Raw genomic sequence first — 15,470 nt, forward strand, 5'->3', positions numbered from 1 at the left:
GGGCTCCCTTCAGGCGCTCAGGGCCAGGTAGCGGTCGCGCACCGCTGGGTCGGCCGCGAAGTCGTCGCGGCTGCCGGCATAGACGATGCGGCCCTGTTCCAGGATGTAATGGCGGTCGGCCAGCTTCTCGCAGACGGCGATGTTCTGCTCGACCAGCAGCACGGGCATGCCGCTTTCGCGGATGCCGCGCAGGATGCGCACGATCTCGTCGACGATGACGGGGGCGAGGCCCTCCGTCGGTTCGTCGAGCAGCAGGATCTTCGGGTCGTTCACCAGGGCGCGGGCGATGGCGAGCATCTGCTGCTCGCCGCCCGACAGTGCCCGCCCGCCGTTGCGGCGGCGTTCGCGCAGGCGGGGGAACATCTGGTAGACGTCCTCGATGGACCACCGGCCGCCCTTGCGCTCGGCGACCCGCAGGTTCTCCTCCACCGTCAGCAGGCCGAAGATGCCGCGGCTCTCCTGCACGAAGGCGACGCCGGAGCGCGCGATCTGGAAGCTTTCACGCCCCACCGTCTCGCGGCCCTCGAAGGTGATGCTGCCGGCGCGCGGCCGCACCATGCCGGCGATGCTGCGCAGCGTGGTGGTCTTGCCGGCGCCGTTGCGGCCGAGCAGGGTGACCAGCTCGCCCGCCTTCACCTCCAGCGACACGCCCTCGAGCACATGGCTCTTGCCGTAGTAGGAATGGATGCCATCGACCACGAGCATCAGGCGGCCTCCCCCAGATAGGCGCTGCGCACGCGCGCATCGGCCCGCACGACCTCGGGCGGGCCCTCCACCAGCACCTTGCCCTGGTGCATGACGGTGATGGTGTCGCTGATGGACATGACGATGCTCATGTTGTGCTCGATCAGCATGACCGTGTACTCGCGCCCCAGTTCGCCGATCAGCCGGGTCATGACGGGAATGTCGTCGACCCCCATGCCCGACGTCGGTTCGTCGAGCAGCAGCAGGCGGGGGCGGGCGGCCAGCGCCATGCCGACCTCCAGCACCCGCTGCTGGCCATGCGACAGGTCGCCGGCGGCAGTGTCGGCGCGGGCCGTCAGCGCCAGCCGCTCGAGGATCTCGTCGGCCACGGCCAGATGCTCGCGCCGGCTTTCCGCCGGGCGCCAGAAGGTGAGCGCGCGGGCGCCGTCGCGCCCCTGTGCCGCCACCCGCAGGTTCTCGCGCACCGACAGGTTCTGGAACAGGCTGGTGAGCTGGAACGACCGCGCCATGCCGAGGCCGACGCGGGCGTTGGCCGGCTTGCGGGTGACCTCGCGGCCCTCGAACAGCACCCGGCCGCCGGTCGGCCGTCGCTCGCCGGTCAGGCAGTGGAAGGTGCTGGTCTTGCCGGCGCCGTTGGGGCCGATGACGGCGTGGATGGTGCCGCGGCGGATGCGCAGCGACACGCCGTCGACGGCCATGAAGGCGCCGTAGGCCAGTTGCAGGCCTTCGGTTTCCAGGATGACGTCGTCGCTCATGGCGCGGTCCTCCGATGGGCGCGGCGGGCGCGGATGGTGTCGTACAAGCTCTCGACGCCGCCCCACAGGCCGCCGCGCATGAAGATGACGACGCCGATGAGCACGATGCCGAGCAGCATCATCCAGCGCGGCCACACCGCCGACAGCAGGTCGCCGAGCAGCACGATGCCGGCGGCGCCGAGGATGGAGCCGAACAGCGATCCGGTGCCGCCGATGATGGTCATGATGAGGATGTGCTCCGACATCACCAGTTCGATGTTCGACAGCGGCGCGAAGTTGAGCAGCATGGCGTAGAGCGCGCCGGCGAGGCCGGTGATGGCGCCCGACAGGCTGAAGGCGAGGATCTTGAACTGGCGCGTGTCGTAGCCGAGGGCGGCGGCGCGGCCCTCGTTCTCGCGGATTGCCACCAGCGTCGAGCCGAAGGGCGAATGGATGATCCGCCGCGCCGCCACGAAGACGGCGACGAACAGCACCGCGACGAAGGCGTAGTAGACCGCCGGATCGGACAGGTCGACCAGGGTCGCACCGGCGATGGCGACGGGCGGGCGCGGCACGTCGAGCAGGCCGTTGTCGCCGCCGGTCCAGTCGCTCAGGGTATAGGCGACGAAGTAGGCCATCTGCGAGAAAGCGAGCGTCAGCATGACGAAGTAGATGCCGGTGCGGCGGATGGCGAGCGCCCCCACCACGGCGGCGACGGCGGCGCCGAACACCATGGCGCCGACCAGCGCCGTGAACAGGCCGGCGCCCAGGTGGATCATCAGCAGCGAGGCGACATAGGCGCCGCCGCCGAAGAAGATCCCCTGCCCGAAGGACAGGAGGCCGGTGTAGCCGAGCAGCAGGTTGCAGGCCAGCGCCGCCATGGCGAAGATCAGGATCTCGGCGGCGAGCGTCGTGGACGGCAGCACCAGCGGCAGCACGATCACCGCGGCGACCGTCAGCAGCGTGATGCCGCGCAGGAGGGAGGGGCCGGCGGCCGGCGCAGTGGCCGCAGCGGCGGGGGCGGGGGTCATGGAGCGGGCGTCTGCCATGTCAGGCCCTCCCGAACAGGCCGTAGGGCCGCAGCAGGATCACCGCCGCCATGGCGCCGTAGATCATCAGGCTGGCACCCTGCGGCCAGATGCTGGTCATCAGGCTCTGCACCAGGCCGACCAGCAGGCCGCCCACCAGGGCGCCGCTGAACGACCCCATGCCGCCGATCACCACCACCACGAAGGCGAGGCCGAGCACTTCCGTGCCGATGAAAGGGTGCGCGCCGCGCAACGGCGCCGACAGCACGCCTGCGACGCCTGCGAGCGCCACCCCGAGTGCGAAGGTCAGGGAGAACAGGCGGAAGATGTTGGTGCCGAGCAGCGCCACCTGTTCCGGGTTCTCGCTGCCGGCGCGGACCAGGGCACCGAACTTGGTGCGCTCCAGCAGCAGCCACAGCAGCAGGCCGATGACGGCGCTGAAGACGATGAGGAACAGCCGGTACTGCGGATAGGCGAAGTTGCCGAACCGCACCACGCCCTGCAACAGCTCGGGCACCGGCACGCTCTTGCCGACCGGCCCCCAGATCATGATGGCCGATTCCTGGATGATGAGCGCGATGCCGAGCGTGATGAGGATGTGGAAGGTATGCGGCAGGTGATAGACGCGCACGATCAGCACGCGCTCCGCCACCCACGCCAGCGCGCCCACCACCAGCGGCCCGGCGATGAGCGACAGCCAGAAGTTCCCCGTCCACGCGACGGTGGTGTAGCAGAGGTAGGACCCGAGCAGGAAGAACGCCCCGTGGGCGAAGTTCACGAAGTTGAGCAGCCCGAAGATGATCGTCAGCCCCACCGAAATGAGGAAATAGATCATCCCGAGCCCCAGGCCGTTGAGGACCTGGAACACATAGACGTTGGCCATGGCGGGCTCCGCAGGCGAGGGCAGGGCGGCGGCGAGGGGGACGGGGAGCCCCGCCGCCGCCGCGCATCGGGCGCCGGCGGCGGGGCTTCCGCGTCGCGGGCCTGGCCTCAGGCCATCTTGCAGACGATCTGGTCGCCCTCGGGGAAGGAGCGGCCGGAGCTGACGATGCCCGCCAGGTCGTCCTCGTCCTTCATGGCCGAGGCCGCCTTGCCCTTCAGCAGGTAGTAGTCCTTGATGACCTGATGATCGGCGGCGCGCACCGTCTCGGTGCCCGTCGGGCCCTCGTAGGTCATGCCGGCCAGCGCCTTGCGCACGGCGGCGCCGTCGGTGGTGCCGGCCGCCTTGATGGCGTCGAGGATGATCTTCGTGCCGATGTAGTCGGCGGCCAGCGGGTAGCTCGGGTTCATGCCGTGGGCGGCGCGCACCTTCTCCACCAGTTCCCGGTTCATGGGCGTGTCGACCTGGTGCCAATATTGGGCGCCCAGGTAGACGCCCTCGATGACGTCGGGGCCGAGTTCCTTGAACTGATCGAGGCCGGCGGACCACGCCAGCAGAATGGTCATCTGGTTCTTCAGGCCGAAGTTGACCGCCTGGCGCAGCGCGTTGGACGACTGGCCGCCGAAGTTGAGCAGCAGCAGAACGTCGGGGCTCTGGGCCATGGCGTTGGTCAGGTAGCCGGAGAACTCCTGCTCCTGCAGGGAGTGGTAGCTGTTGCCGACGTGCTCGATGCCCTTTTCGGCGAAGATGGCCTTGGCGTTCTCCAGCAGCGCCTCGCCGAACACGTATTGCGGCGTGATGGTGTACCAGCGCTTGGCGTTGGGCATCTCGGCGATGAGCGGGCGCACGGTTTCGTTGATGGCGCCGTAGGTGGGCACCGACCAGCGGAAGGTGCCGCCGTTGCACTCGCTGCCGGTCAGTTCGTCGGCGCCGGCCGGGGTGACGAAGACGCCGCCGGCCTGGTTCACTTCCTTGCCGACCGCGAGGGCGGACGACGACAGGGTGCAGCCGTTGAAGAATTTGGCGCCGTTCTGCTGGATGGCTTCCTGCACCTTGCGCACGGCCTTGCCGGCGTTCCCCTCGGTGTCGATGGTGGTGTAGGAGACCGGCGCGCCGAGCAGGTCGCCGTAGTCCTTCACGGCCATCTGCGAGCCCATCTCGGCGAACTTGCCATAGCTGGCGAAGCCGCCGGACATGGACTTGACGCCGTAGAGGGTGATGCCGTCGGCGGCGCGGGCGCGGCCGACGAGGGCGGGGGCGGCGAGCAGCGCGCCGGCGGCGATGCCGCTCTTGAGGAAGGTCCGTCGTAGCATGTGAAGCCTCCGTGTCCCTGATGTCAGAGTTGTTCTGATCGTGCGTGAAGCGGTGGAGTCCCCTGCCTTGTGCTTTGTTCTTCGTTGTTGGCCGGTCCGGGCGGTCTTGTGCCGCCTCGGGGGCGATGGTGTCGGTCAGTGGCCGTGCGGCGGCCCGTCGAGCAGGAAGCGTTTCGCCACTTCCCCTTCCAGCGCGTGGAGGTGGTCGTGGGCGTCGCACATGTGCTCGCGCATCAGGCGACGCACGGTCGCCTCGTCCTCGCGCCGGTAGGCGTCGAGCAGGCGGCGGTGGTAGTCGAGGTTGGCTTCGCCGAACTGCCCGCGGGCCGGCAGGTAGACCTTCTTCAGGACCACCAGGTCGCGCAGCAGATCGTTGAGGAAGCGGCCGAGGAAGGCGAGCAGCGGGTTCGGGCACAGCGCGGCGAGCATGTTGTGGAACTCCAGCTCGGCGATGCGCTGGGTGCGCTGTTCCTCCTCGTCCTGCGGCGGATGGGCGCAGAGGGCGATGTTGTCTTCCAGCGCGCGGAAGTCGTTCTCGCTCAGGCGTCCGACCACGGAAGCCGCCACTTCCTCCTCGATGAGGATGCGCAGCTGGTAGATCTGGTCGCCGTCCAGGTGCTGGAAGTGCAGGAAGTTGCGCAGTGCCCGCGCTGCGTGATCGACCGTCGGCTGGGTCAGGTAGGCGCCGCCCGTCGGGCCGGTCTTGGTGACGATCAGGCCTTCGACCTCCAGGCCCTTCAGGGCCTCGCGCACGGTGCCCTTGGCGCAGCCGTACTGCTCGATCAGGTCCTTCTCGTTGGGCAGGCGGTCGCCCGGCTTCAGCCGGTCGCTGACGATGCGGCGCTTCACGTCCTCGACGATGAGGTCCGACAGTTTGTGCTTTCGCCTCAGGGACACGCCGGCCATCCGTCGCGGGTTCATCCGATGCCGTTTATCATGATAAATCGCATCGAGCGGCGCAAGAGGGCAGACATATCCGGCCCAAGGGCGACATATCCTTGCTCTGGGCTGCGATATTTGAATAATCTTCGGCTCTGATCGAAAACGTCGAACCGGCGGGCAGCGGGCCGACGCGCCATCACAGAAACGCAAAAACGGGAGAGTCGGAATGTCCACCAAGCTCGCGCGCGCCGCCGGTGCCGCCCTGGCCACCCTCGTCACCTTGTCGACTGTCGGCGGTGCCGCCGTGGCGGCCGAACAGGTGACCCTGAAGTCGGCCAAGTCCACCAGTTCCTACTACGTCATGACCGTGCAGCTGGCCGAAATGCTGAAGAAGGCGAGCGACGGCGCGCTCAACCCGACCGTCGAGGAAAGCCAGGGCAGCGTGCAGAACGTGAAGGAGAGCTTCGTCCGCCCGGGCAACTTCGTCTTCACCACGCCGCCGAGCCTGCTCGCCTCCGCCCGCGCCGGCGAGGCGCCCTTCGAGGGCCAGGCCAACGACGGCGCCCGCACGCTGTTCGTCATGCCGTTCATCACCGTTCATTTCGTGGTGCGCGAAGGGGCGGGTATCGACAGCGTCTCCGACCTCGCCGGCAAGACCTTCATCGCCGGCGCCAAGGGCACCTTCTGCGAGCGCCGCACCGCCAAGATCCTGGAAATCCTGGGCATCGCCGACAAGGTCGAGTCGGTGGACGTGGAACTGTCCGCCGCCAGCGCCGCCATGCGCAACGGCAAGGTGGACGGCTTCGCCACCTGTTCCTCGCACCCGACGCCGCAGCTGGTGGAGCTGTCGGCCACCACGCCCGTCGACATCCTGAGCTTCACGGACGAGGAACGCGCCAAAATCCTCGACCTCGACGCCATGTCGGGCCCGCTGACCATCGCCGCCGGCACCTACGAGGGGCAGGATGCGCCGGTGGAGACGGTCGGCGTGCCGGTGGGTGCCTATACCACCGCCAACATGAGCGACGAGACGGCCTATACCATCACCAAGACTTTCTGGGAGTGGAAGGACCGCCTAGCCGCCGACAATCCGTGGTGGACCGGCGTCGAGCCGAGCATGGTGTCGCTCATGGGTGCCCCCGTGCATCCGGGTGCGGCGCGCTACTACGAGGAAAAGGGCATCGCCATGCCCGCGGCGCAGAATTGAGCCGGCGGCGGGACACTCTTCCCCAATGATCGATACCACGGAAGCGGGCGGCGTGCCGGAAGGCGCGCCGCTGTCCCGTCCGCTCTCGCGCATCACGGTGCGGGAGTGGCTGATGCTGGCGCTCGGCGTCGGCTCGGTCGGGTTCCATCTCTATCTGGTGTTCTCGGGCCTCGTCCCGGCGCTGGTGGCGCGGCCCATCCACTTCATGCTGGCCATTCCCTGGGTGTTCTTCCTGGCGCGGGTGGAGCGGGCGTGGCTGCGCCGGCTCGGCTACGGGTTCGGGGTCGCGGGGCTGGCGGCGGCCGGCTACGTCGTCGCCAGCCGCGAGGCGCTGATCGACCAGTACGGCGCCCTGCAGGGGCCGCTGCAGATGGTGGTGGCGGTGACCCTCATCGTCGTCGTGCTGGAAATGGCGCGGCGGGCGGTGAAGGCGGTGCTGCCGGTCATCACGCTGATCGTGCTGGTCTACGGGCTGTGGGGGCACCTGGTGCCGGGCGACTTCGGCCACGGCTACCTGCCGCCCTCCTACTTCCTCGGCACCCTGGTCATCGCCGAGGGCGGGCTGTGGAGTTCCCTCACCGGCATCTCCGCCGAAACCATCGCGCCCTTCATCATCCTCGGCGCCTTCATCTCCGCCGGCGCGGCCGGCATCGGCTTCATGGCGCTGGCGACCCAGGCCGCCGGCCGGTTCAGTGCCGGCGCCGCCAAGGTGGCGGTGCTGGCGAGCGCCATGTACGGCACCATCTCGGGCGTCGCCGCCGCCAATACGGCGTCCACCGGCATGGTCACCATCCCGGCCATGAAGCGTCTCGGCTACCCGCCCGCCATGGCGGCGGCGACCGAGGCGGTGGCCTCCACCGGCGGCCAGATCATGCCGCCGCTCATGGGCGCCGGCATCTTCGTGATGGCCGAGCTTCTGCGCACCGACTACGCCACCATCATGACGGCGGCCAGCCCCTCGGCGCTGCTGTTCTTCGCCACCGTGTGGTTCGGCGTCCACATGTTCGCCCTGCGCTGGGGCCTGAAGGGCCTGAGCGCGTCCGAACTGCCGGGATGGCCGGTGGTGCTGCGCACCTTGCCGTTCTTCCTCGCGCCCTTCGGCACGCTGGTCTACATGCTGGCCTTCACCGGCTACACCGCGCCCTATGCCGCCGCCCTGGCGACCGGCCTGACGGCCCTGATGCTGCTGGCCGACAGCCTGGGGCGGGTACGCCTGAAGCGCTGGCTGCACCGCCTGTGGACCGCCTGCGTCGATGCCGGCCGGCAGGTGGCAGCCATTGCCGCCATCATCATCTGCGCCAGCATCATCGTCGGCGTGTTCGGCATGACGGGCCTCGGCGTCAAGGTCACCTCGCTGATCCTATCGGCCTCGGGCGGCAACCTGTGGCTGGCGCTGATCCTGACCGGCCTCGCCGCGCTGGTGCTCGGCATGGAGCTGCCGACGACGGCCGCCTACATCATCGCCGTCGCGGTGGCCGGTCCTGCCCTGACGGAACTGGGCCTGCCGGAGTTGTACGCCCACCTGTTCGTGTTCTGGTACGCGCTGCTCTGCACCATCACGCCGCCGGTCTGCGGCAACGTCTTCATCGCCGCCGGCATCGCCGAGACGCCGTGGCTGCCGGTGGCGTGGCGCTCCATGCAGCTCGGCATCGGCCTGTTCCTGGTGCCGCTCGGCTTCATCGCCAACCCGAGCCTGCTGCTGCTCGGCGAGGCGCCGTGGATGGCGGTGGCGGCGGCGGTCAAGGTGGGGGCGGGGACGTGGCTCATCAGCTACGGCGCCATCAACCCGCACCGCAAGGTCTGGGCGGCGCTGGCCCTGGCGGCTCTCGGCGGGGCGGTGATCTTCGTGGGAGGGATTTGAGCCGCAAGGAGCAACGAGGGGTAAGGCTTTAGCACTAACGTAAGGTTTCTAGGGTACTAAGGTGCCGAATGACTCAAGCGCGGGTGCCGTGTGAAAGACCTTCCCCTCGACCTCCTCCAGGACCTCGCCGTGGCCGTCGATCAGGCGGCCATGCTGTCGGTGCAGGAGCCGGACGGCACCATCGTCGTCGTCAACGACCGGTTCTGCCGCGCCACCGGCTTCGCGCGTGAGGAACTGGTGGGCCTGTCCTACCGCGACATGCTGGGGCAGGAGGGCGAGCCCGCCTGCGCCGAGATCGCCGCCGCCCTGCGGGCCGGCCACATCTGGCGCGGCACCCTGCGGCAGCGGCGCAAGGACGGCGGGCCGTTCTGGACGGAAGCGGTGGTGCATCCCTTCCTGGCCGGCGGTCGGCTGCGCCGGGTGGTCACCGTGCAGCGCGACATCAGCCGCGTCATGCAGACGGAAAACGCCCTCAACGCCGCCCTCGACCAGCTCGACGAGGTGCAGACGCTGGCGCATGTCGGCAGCTGGGAGTGGGATCCGGCCACCGACGTCCTCAACTGCTCGCGCGAGACGCTGCGCATCTACGGCCTACCGGAAACCGACGGCATGGTGCCCTTCGGCGACGTGGTCGGGCGCATGCACCCCGATGACCGCGCCTTCGTCCTGCGGGCGGTGGCGGCCATCAAGGCCGACGGCGTGGCGCGCAATGTGGAGTTCCGCATCGTGCTGGACGACGGCACCGTGCGCAACGTGGCCGTCGGCGCCAAGGGTGCCCGGCGCGGGGACGGCAGCGTCGCCGTGCTCAGCGGCACCACGCAGGACATCACCCAGCGCCTCGCCGCCGACCGGGACCTGAAGCGCCAGGCCCTGCGGGACCCCCTGACCGGCCTGTTCAACCGCCGTGTCGTCGACCTGCGGCTGGAGGAGGCCATCGGCCGGGCCGACCAGACGGGCGGCACGGTCGGCGTCCTGTTCCTCGACGTGGACGGCTTCAAGGACGTCAACGACCGCCACGGCCATGGCGCCGCCGACGGCCTGTTGCGCCAGATGGCGACCCGCCTGCAGCAGGTGGTGCGGGCGACCGACGTGGTGGCGCGGGTCGGCGGCGACGAGTTCGTCGTCGTGCTCGACGGCCTGAAGGGGCCGGAGGCGGCGGTCACCGTCGCCGAAACCCTGCGCCGCCGCCTGCAGGAGCCCTGCGACCTGCCGGGCCAGCGCTCGCAGACCGCCAGCGTCAGCATCGGCGTCGCCGTCTACCCCGGCCACGGCCGCACCGCCGATCAGCTGGTGCGCTGCGCCGATCTCGCCATGTACCGGGTGAAGGACGCCGGCCGCAACGGCGTGCGGGTGTTCGAACCGGAATGGGGCACCCGCTCCAACCGCCGCCTCGCCCTGCTGGAAGCCTTGGACGGAGCCCTGGCGTCCGGCGAGTTCACGGTCCACTATCAGCCGCAGGTGTGCCTCACCACCGACCGCATCGTGTCTGTCGAGGCGCTGCTGCGCTGGAACCCGCCCTGCCACGGCGCCGTCTCGCCGGCCGAGTTCGTGCCGCTGCTGGAGGAAACGGGGGCCATCGTTCCGGTCGGCCGCTGGGTGCTCGGCAAGGCCTGCCGCGACGTCGCCGGCTGGGTGGCGCGCGGCGCGCCGGTGCGGGTGGCGGTCAACGTCTCCTACGCCCAGATCCTGCACGGCGACCTCGTGCCGGCGCTGGAGATGGCGCTCGCCGACAGCGGCATCGACCCGGCCCTCATCGAGCTGGAACTGACCGAGAGCATGTTCGGCCAGGAGATCGCGCCCGTGGCCCAGGCGCTGGACGCCTGCCGCGCCATGGGCGTGTCCATCGCCGTCGACGATTTCGGCATCGGCTATTCCAGCCTCGGCCACCTCAAGCGCTTCCCGGTCAACGTGCTGAAGGTCGACAAGGTGTTCACCGAGGAGATCCACCGCAAGGACCGCGACGCCGCCCTGGTCGGCGCCATGGTGACGCTGGCGCGGTCCCTCGGCCTGCGGGTGGTGGCCGAAGGCATCGAGGTCGCCGAGGCGGTGGAAGTCTGCCGCGTCCTCGGGTGCGACCTCGCGCAGGGCTATTTCTTCAGCCGTCCGCTGCCGGCCGCCGACGTGGAGGCGCTGCTCAGGCAGGACGCCGCCGCGGCCGGCGCCGGGTCGGCGGCGTGATGACCGGACGGGAGACGCCATGACGCTGTCGAGGATCAGCCCCGCCCGCTGGCTCACCGCCGGAGCCCTCGTCGCCATGCTGTTCGGCGGCGGGATCCTGCTGCACGTGCGCGAATTGCGCCTCGACGTGCTGGAGATGGCGGAGGTCGCCGCCGTCTCGGCGGCCACGACCACCACGGCCCGCATGGAGGATGCGCTCGAGATCCTCGGCCGCACCGTCGGCACCGTCGAGGAGGTGATCCGCTTCAATCCCGACGGACTGCGGCGGGACAACCGCGCCCTGCACGATCTGTTGGCACGCCAGAAGGCGCTGTCGCCGCTCATCAAGGAGATGGCCATCATCTCCATCGACGGGCTGCTGCTGGCGGAGGGCCAGGATTATCCGTCGCCGCCCCTGGTGCTGCTCGACCGCGACTACGTGCAGCAGGGGTTCGGTGGGACCGCCCGCCTGTTCATCGGCCGGCCCGTCGTCAGCCGCCGCGGCCTCGGCTGGCTGGTGCCGGTGTCGCGACCGATCTACGGCCCCGACGGGCAGGTGATCGCGGTGGTCGCCGCCGCCTTCGACCCGGCGCAACTGGCGGGCCTCGTCGCCGTCGGCGATCTGCCGGCGGGGACGACGGCCGGCGTGCGGCTGGTCGACGGCCCGTGGCTCACCTGCGCCCCGCAATGGCAGGCCTGCGTCGGCCGCAGCGACACCGATCCCGCCGGCGTCGCCTACGGGGGGCACGACGGGGTGGCGGGCGCGGTCCGCATCCGGAGCGTCGCGTCGCCCCACTACCCGCTGGAAGCGGTGGTGGTGGTGGAAAAGGCCAGCGTGCTGGCGCCGTGGACCGCGCTTCTGTCCACGCTCGTCGCCCTGGGCATCGTCGGCAGCCTCGGCGCCGCGGTGGGCGGCGTGCTGCTGTACCGGTTCGGCCGGCGCAGCGACCGGGCCATGGTGGCGCTCGCCGACAGCACCACCCGCTTCGAGGCGCGCGTGCGCGAACGCACCGAGGAACTGGAGCATCTGGCCCGCACCGACGCCCTCACCGGCGCCCTGTCGCGGCGCGCCTTCCTGGCCGACGGGGAGCGGAATCTGGTCGACGCGGGGGCGGCGGAGCGGCCGGTGGCGGTGATGATGATCGACGCCGACCACTTCAAGCGCATCAACGACCACTACGGCCATGCCGTCGGCGACGCCGTGCTGCGCGACTTGACGGATGCCCTGCGGCAGGTGCTGCGGGCGAGCGACCTGCTCGGCCGCCTCGGTGGCGAGGAGTTCGCCGTCGTGCTGCCGCGCACCCCCGCCGCCGGCTGTGCGGAAGTGGCCGACCGCATCGTTCAGGCCGTGCGTCGGCGGCGGGTGGACGGCGGCGGTGCCGCCATCCGTTACACCGTGAGCATCGGCTGGCACGTACTGACGCCGGAGGAGGCGCGCGCCGTCGATGGCCTGGCCGAGGCCCTGCGCCATGCCGACGCCGCGCTCTACCGCGCCAAGGCGACGGGCCGCGATCGGGTGGTCGCGTCGCTCGCCGCTCCCGAGGGCGATGCGTCTGCCGCCTGACGTCACGCGGCGGCCCGTACCCGCAGGGCCCGCCCGCCCAGCAGCACGACCACCGCGACAGCCTGCACCGCCGCGGCGGCGAGGAACAGAGCGGCATTCCCGTCCGATCCCCCCCGCAGCAGCCCGAAGGCCGCCGGCGCGAAGGCATAGGCGGCCTGCGCCGTCGCCACCATGAGCGCCACGGCGCGCAGGCAGTCGGCGCGGCGAAACTCCTGCTGCGCCACCAGGGGCGGCAGCGATGTGGCATTGCCGATGCCGAAGCCGAACAGCGCCACCCCCGCCACCAGCAGCGGCAGCGACCCGGCGGCCGCGGCGAGCACCAGCGATCCGGCGATCTGCACGGCCAGGCTCGCCGCCGCCGCCAGCCGCCGGTCCGCGCCCGCCGGCAGCAGCCAGCCGACCAGAGTCCGGCCGGCGATGGCGAGGGCGGTCGCGAGACCGGCCAGCAGCCCCGCTTCCTGTGCCCCCAGCACCGGCGCCAGCACCGACACCAGATGCGCCAGCAGGCCGATCTGGGCGAACAGCGTCAGCGCCATGGCGCCGGTGAGGGTGGCGAAGCGGCCGTCGCGCCAGATGCCGCCGGCCGGCAGGGGCGCCGCCGTCTCGACCGCGGCCGCCGCCGCGGGAGGCGCGCCGCCGTCGGAGTGCTGGCCGAGTGCCGCGGGCGTCAGGCGGAAGACGCGTGCCGACAGCATCGCCACCACCGCCACCATGACGACGCCCACCGCCGCCGCCGCCGCCGGGAAGCCCCAGCCGGCGATGGCGGCGACCCACAGGGGCGAGAACACCACGCCGCCCAGGCTCGCGCCGTTGTAGGCCATGGCGAGGGCGGCCGGGCGGCGGGCGACGAACCACGGCGCCAGCACGGCATTGACGGCGGCCGCGCCCATGGTCACCCAGCCGGCGCCGCTCAGCAGCGTCGCGGCGATCAGGTGCCAGGGCTCCGCCGCCACCGCCCAGCCGCCGACACCCAGCGCCAGCAGCAGGCTGCCGCCGGTGGTCACCGCCGGCACGCCGAAGCGGCGGTGCAGGCGCGGCAGGTTGGCGACCACCAGGGCGCCGACCAGGAAGTGCAGCGTCACCGCCGCCGAGACGGCGGCCACCGGCCAGCCGGTGCGCACCTGGACCGCGTGCAGGAACACCGGCGGGCCGTAGAACCCCACGCCCCACCCGAACAGGGCCAGCACGAAGGCCGCCCGCACCACCGTCCACCCGAAGAACCACGTCATCGTCCGCTCCTTGCCGCAGGAAAACCGTCCGCACCATGGCGCCTCCTGCGGCCCTGTTGCTTCGGCGGCGGGCGAAGTATCGTCGGGTCGGATCGTGGCATCATGCCCGCCACCCCTCCGGAGACCGCCGCCATGACCAGCACCGCCGCCTTCGCCGAGATCGCCGCCCTGGCCGGAGACCCGGCGCGGGCCGCCATGCTGCACGCCCTCATGGACGGCCGCGCCCTGACGGCGACGGAACTGGCGGCCGTCGCCGGAGTGACGCCGCAAACCGCCTCCGGCCATCTGGCGCGGCTGGTGACGGCGGGCCTGCTTGCGATGGAGAAGCAGGGGCGGCACCGCCACTACCGGCTCGCCTCGGCGGCGGTGGCGGGAATGGTGGAGACGCTCATGGTGGTGGCGGCGACCGTCGCGCCACCCCTGCGGCCGGTGGCGACAGGGCCGCGCGACGCCGCCCTGCGACGCGCGCGGACCTGCTACGACCACCTCGCCGGGCGGCTCGGCGTGGCGCTGTGCGATGCCCTGGTGGCGCGCGGCGCGGCGCGGGTGGAAGACGAAGGGGCGGAACTGACGGAAGACGGCCGTGCCTTGCTCGCCGGGCTCGACATCGCGCTGCCCCGGCCGGGTGGCCGGGTCTACTGCCGGCCCTGCCTCGACTGGAGCGAGCGTCGCCCGCACCTCGCCGGGGCCGTCGGTGCCGCGCTCTGCCGCCACGGCTTCGACCACGGCTGGATCCGCCGCATGGCCGGCACGCGGGCGGTGGAGGTGACGCCGCTCGGCGGGCGGATGTTCCGCGATCACTTCGGCATCGAGGCGTGAGCCCGGCACCCGACGGCATGGCAACCTTGCGTCCTTTGCAGGGTCGACTGCTAACCCTTTGATCTACCATGAGGCAAACCCATCGATCGGCAGGGGATGACGATTATGCCCGGCAGAGGAACCAAGGCCGCGCTCGCGGCCGTCGCGGTGGTGGTGGCCGCCGGTATCGGCGTCGCCGTCTGGCGCGCGCCGGCGGCGACGGAAGCGGCGCTCTACGGCACGGTGGAGGTGCGGCAGGTGGACGTGGCCTTCACCGTGGAAGGCCGCCTCGCCGAGGTGCTGGTGGAGGAGGGCGACGCCGTCCGCGCCGGGGAGCCCGTCGCCCGCATGGAGCGCGGGTACTTCGAGGACGCCCTCGCCATCGCTTCCGCCCGTGTGGCGGCGCAGGAACAGGTGCTCGCCAAGCTGGAAGCCGGATCGCGCCCGCAGGAAGTGGCCGCCGCCGAGGCCGAACGGGCGGCGGCGGAAGCGCAGCTGGTCAATGCCCGTGCCGAATTCACCCGCCAGGAGGATCTCGTCCGCACCCGTGCCGCCGCCCAGCGCAGCCTGGACGACGCCCGAGCCGCCCTCGACGTCGCCCGCAACCGCGCCGCCGCCGCCGAGGAACGCCTGTCGCTGCTGCGTGAAGGCGCCCGTGCCGAAGACGTCGCCGCCGCCCGCGCCCAGCTGGAGGGCGAGCGTGCCCTGCGCGACCTGGCGCAACGCCGCCTGTCCGACACCGAACTGACGGCGCCGGCCGACGGCGTGGTCATGAGCCGCGTGCGCGAGCCCGGCTCGGTGCTGGCGCCCGGCGCGACCGTCGTCTCGCTGGCCAAGACGGCGCCCGTGTGGGTGCGCGCCTTCGTGCCGGAACCGCGCCTCGGCGCCGTGCAGCCGGGCAGCCGGGCGCAGGTGTTCACCGACAGCCGGCCCGATCAGCCCTATCACGGCACCATCGGCTATGTCGCGCCGGTCGCCGAGTTCACCCCGAAGACCGTCCAGACCGAAGAGCTGCGCAGCGACCTGGTGTTCCGCTTCCACGTCGTCATCGACGGCCCCGACCCGTTGCTGCGCCAGGGCATGCCGGTGACCGTCGTGCTCGAGTGAGGGCG

General features: G+C 71.2%; 13 protein-coding genes. 6 read left to right on the forward strand and 7 right to left on the reverse strand.

Annotated features, from left to right (window positions below; genetic code table 11):
* Positions 1 to 9: 9 nt before the first annotated feature.
* From CRP50_RS07945 to CRP50_RS07970, 6 genes are all read right to left on the reverse strand, one after another.
* Positions 10 to 705, reverse strand: coding sequence for an ABC transporter ATP-binding protein (locus CRP50_RS07945; protein ID WP_097278481.1), 696 nt, complete (start codon positions 703 to 705; stop codon positions 10 to 12).
* Positions 705 to 1,460 carry an ABC transporter ATP-binding protein gene (locus tag CRP50_RS07950; protein ID WP_097278482.1) on the reverse strand — a complete coding sequence of 252 codons (756 nt, stop codon included), beginning with the start codon at positions 1,458 to 1,460 and terminating at the stop codon, positions 705 to 707. The genes CRP50_RS07945 and CRP50_RS07950 overlap by 1 nt, the downstream gene beginning before the upstream one ends.
* Complete coding sequence (locus CRP50_RS07955) at positions 1,457 to 2,488, reverse strand: branched-chain amino acid ABC transporter permease (RefSeq protein ID WP_097278483.1); 1,032 nt, start codon at positions 2,486 to 2,488, stop codon at positions 1,457 to 1,459. The genes CRP50_RS07950 and CRP50_RS07955 overlap by 4 nt, the downstream gene beginning before the upstream one ends.
* A 1-nt stretch (position 2,489) precedes the next feature.
* The gene (locus CRP50_RS07960) at positions 2,490 to 3,350 is read right to left on the reverse strand and encodes a branched-chain amino acid ABC transporter permease (protein ID WP_097278484.1); all 861 of its coding nucleotides are present in this window, start codon (positions 3,348 to 3,350) and stop codon (positions 2,490 to 2,492) included.
* 107 nt (positions 3,351 to 3,457) lie between these two features.
* Positions 3,458 to 4,660, reverse strand: coding sequence for an ABC transporter substrate-binding protein (locus tag CRP50_RS07965; protein ID WP_097278485.1), 1,203 nt, complete (start codon positions 4,658 to 4,660; stop codon positions 3,458 to 3,460).
* Positions 4,661 to 4,795: 135 nt separating this feature from the next.
* Positions 4,796 to 5,557: a FadR/GntR family transcriptional regulator gene (locus tag CRP50_RS07970; RefSeq protein WP_245913407.1), complete on the reverse strand. Its 762-nt coding sequence runs from the start codon at positions 5,555 to 5,557 to the stop codon at positions 4,796 to 4,798.
* Positions 5,558 to 5,768: 211 nt separating this feature from the next.
* On the opposite strand from CRP50_RS07970, the gene CRP50_RS07975 reads away from it, so the two are divergent.
* The 4 genes from CRP50_RS07975 (at position 5,769) to CRP50_RS07990 (ending at position 12,331) form a co-directional block, all read left to right on the forward strand.
* Positions 5,769 to 6,749, forward strand: coding sequence for a TAXI family TRAP transporter solute-binding subunit (locus CRP50_RS07975; protein WP_097278487.1), 981 nt, complete (start codon positions 5,769 to 5,771; stop codon positions 6,747 to 6,749).
* A 25-nt stretch (positions 6,750 to 6,774) separates the two neighbouring features.
* A complete protein-coding gene (locus CRP50_RS07980; protein WP_245913408.1) occupies positions 6,775 to 8,610 on the forward strand; it encodes a TRAP transporter permease in 1,836 nt (611 codons plus the stop codon).
* A 90-nt stretch (positions 8,611 to 8,700) separates the two neighbouring features.
* Positions 8,701 to 10,788 carry a putative bifunctional diguanylate cyclase/phosphodiesterase gene (locus tag CRP50_RS07985; RefSeq protein ID WP_097278488.1) on the forward strand — a complete coding sequence of 696 codons (2,088 nt, stop codon included), beginning with the start codon at positions 8,701 to 8,703 and terminating at the stop codon, positions 10,786 to 10,788.
* Between the two features lie 19 nt (positions 10,789 to 10,807).
* Positions 10,808 to 12,331: a diguanylate cyclase gene (locus tag CRP50_RS07990; protein ID WP_097278489.1), complete on the forward strand. Its 1,524-nt coding sequence runs from the start codon at positions 10,808 to 10,810 to the stop codon at positions 12,329 to 12,331.
* Positions 12,332 to 12,333: 2 nt separating this feature from the next.
* Here CRP50_RS07990 and CRP50_RS07995 read toward each other — a convergent pair whose 3' ends face one another.
* A complete protein-coding gene (locus CRP50_RS07995; protein WP_097278490.1) occupies positions 12,334 to 13,560 on the reverse strand; it encodes an MFS transporter in 1,227 nt (408 codons plus the stop codon).
* A gap of 132 nt (positions 13,561 to 13,692) precedes the next feature.
* On the opposite strand from CRP50_RS07995, the gene CRP50_RS08000 reads away from it, so the two are divergent.
* Positions 13,693 to 14,379, forward strand: coding sequence for an ArsR/SmtB family transcription factor (locus tag CRP50_RS08000; protein WP_097278491.1), 687 nt, complete (start codon positions 13,693 to 13,695; stop codon positions 14,377 to 14,379).
* A gap of 105 nt (positions 14,380 to 14,484) precedes the next feature.
* The gene (locus CRP50_RS08005) at positions 14,485 to 15,465 is read left to right on the forward strand and encodes an HlyD family efflux transporter periplasmic adaptor subunit (RefSeq protein ID WP_097278492.1); all 981 of its coding nucleotides are present in this window, start codon (positions 14,485 to 14,487) and stop codon (positions 15,463 to 15,465) included.
* Positions 15,466 to 15,470: the final 5 nt, after the last annotated feature.

This window comes from Caenispirillum bisanense (assembly GCF_900230255.1).
GTDB classification, from domain to species: Bacteria; Pseudomonadota; Alphaproteobacteria; order Rhodospirillales; family Rhodospirillaceae; genus Caenispirillum; species Caenispirillum bisanense_A.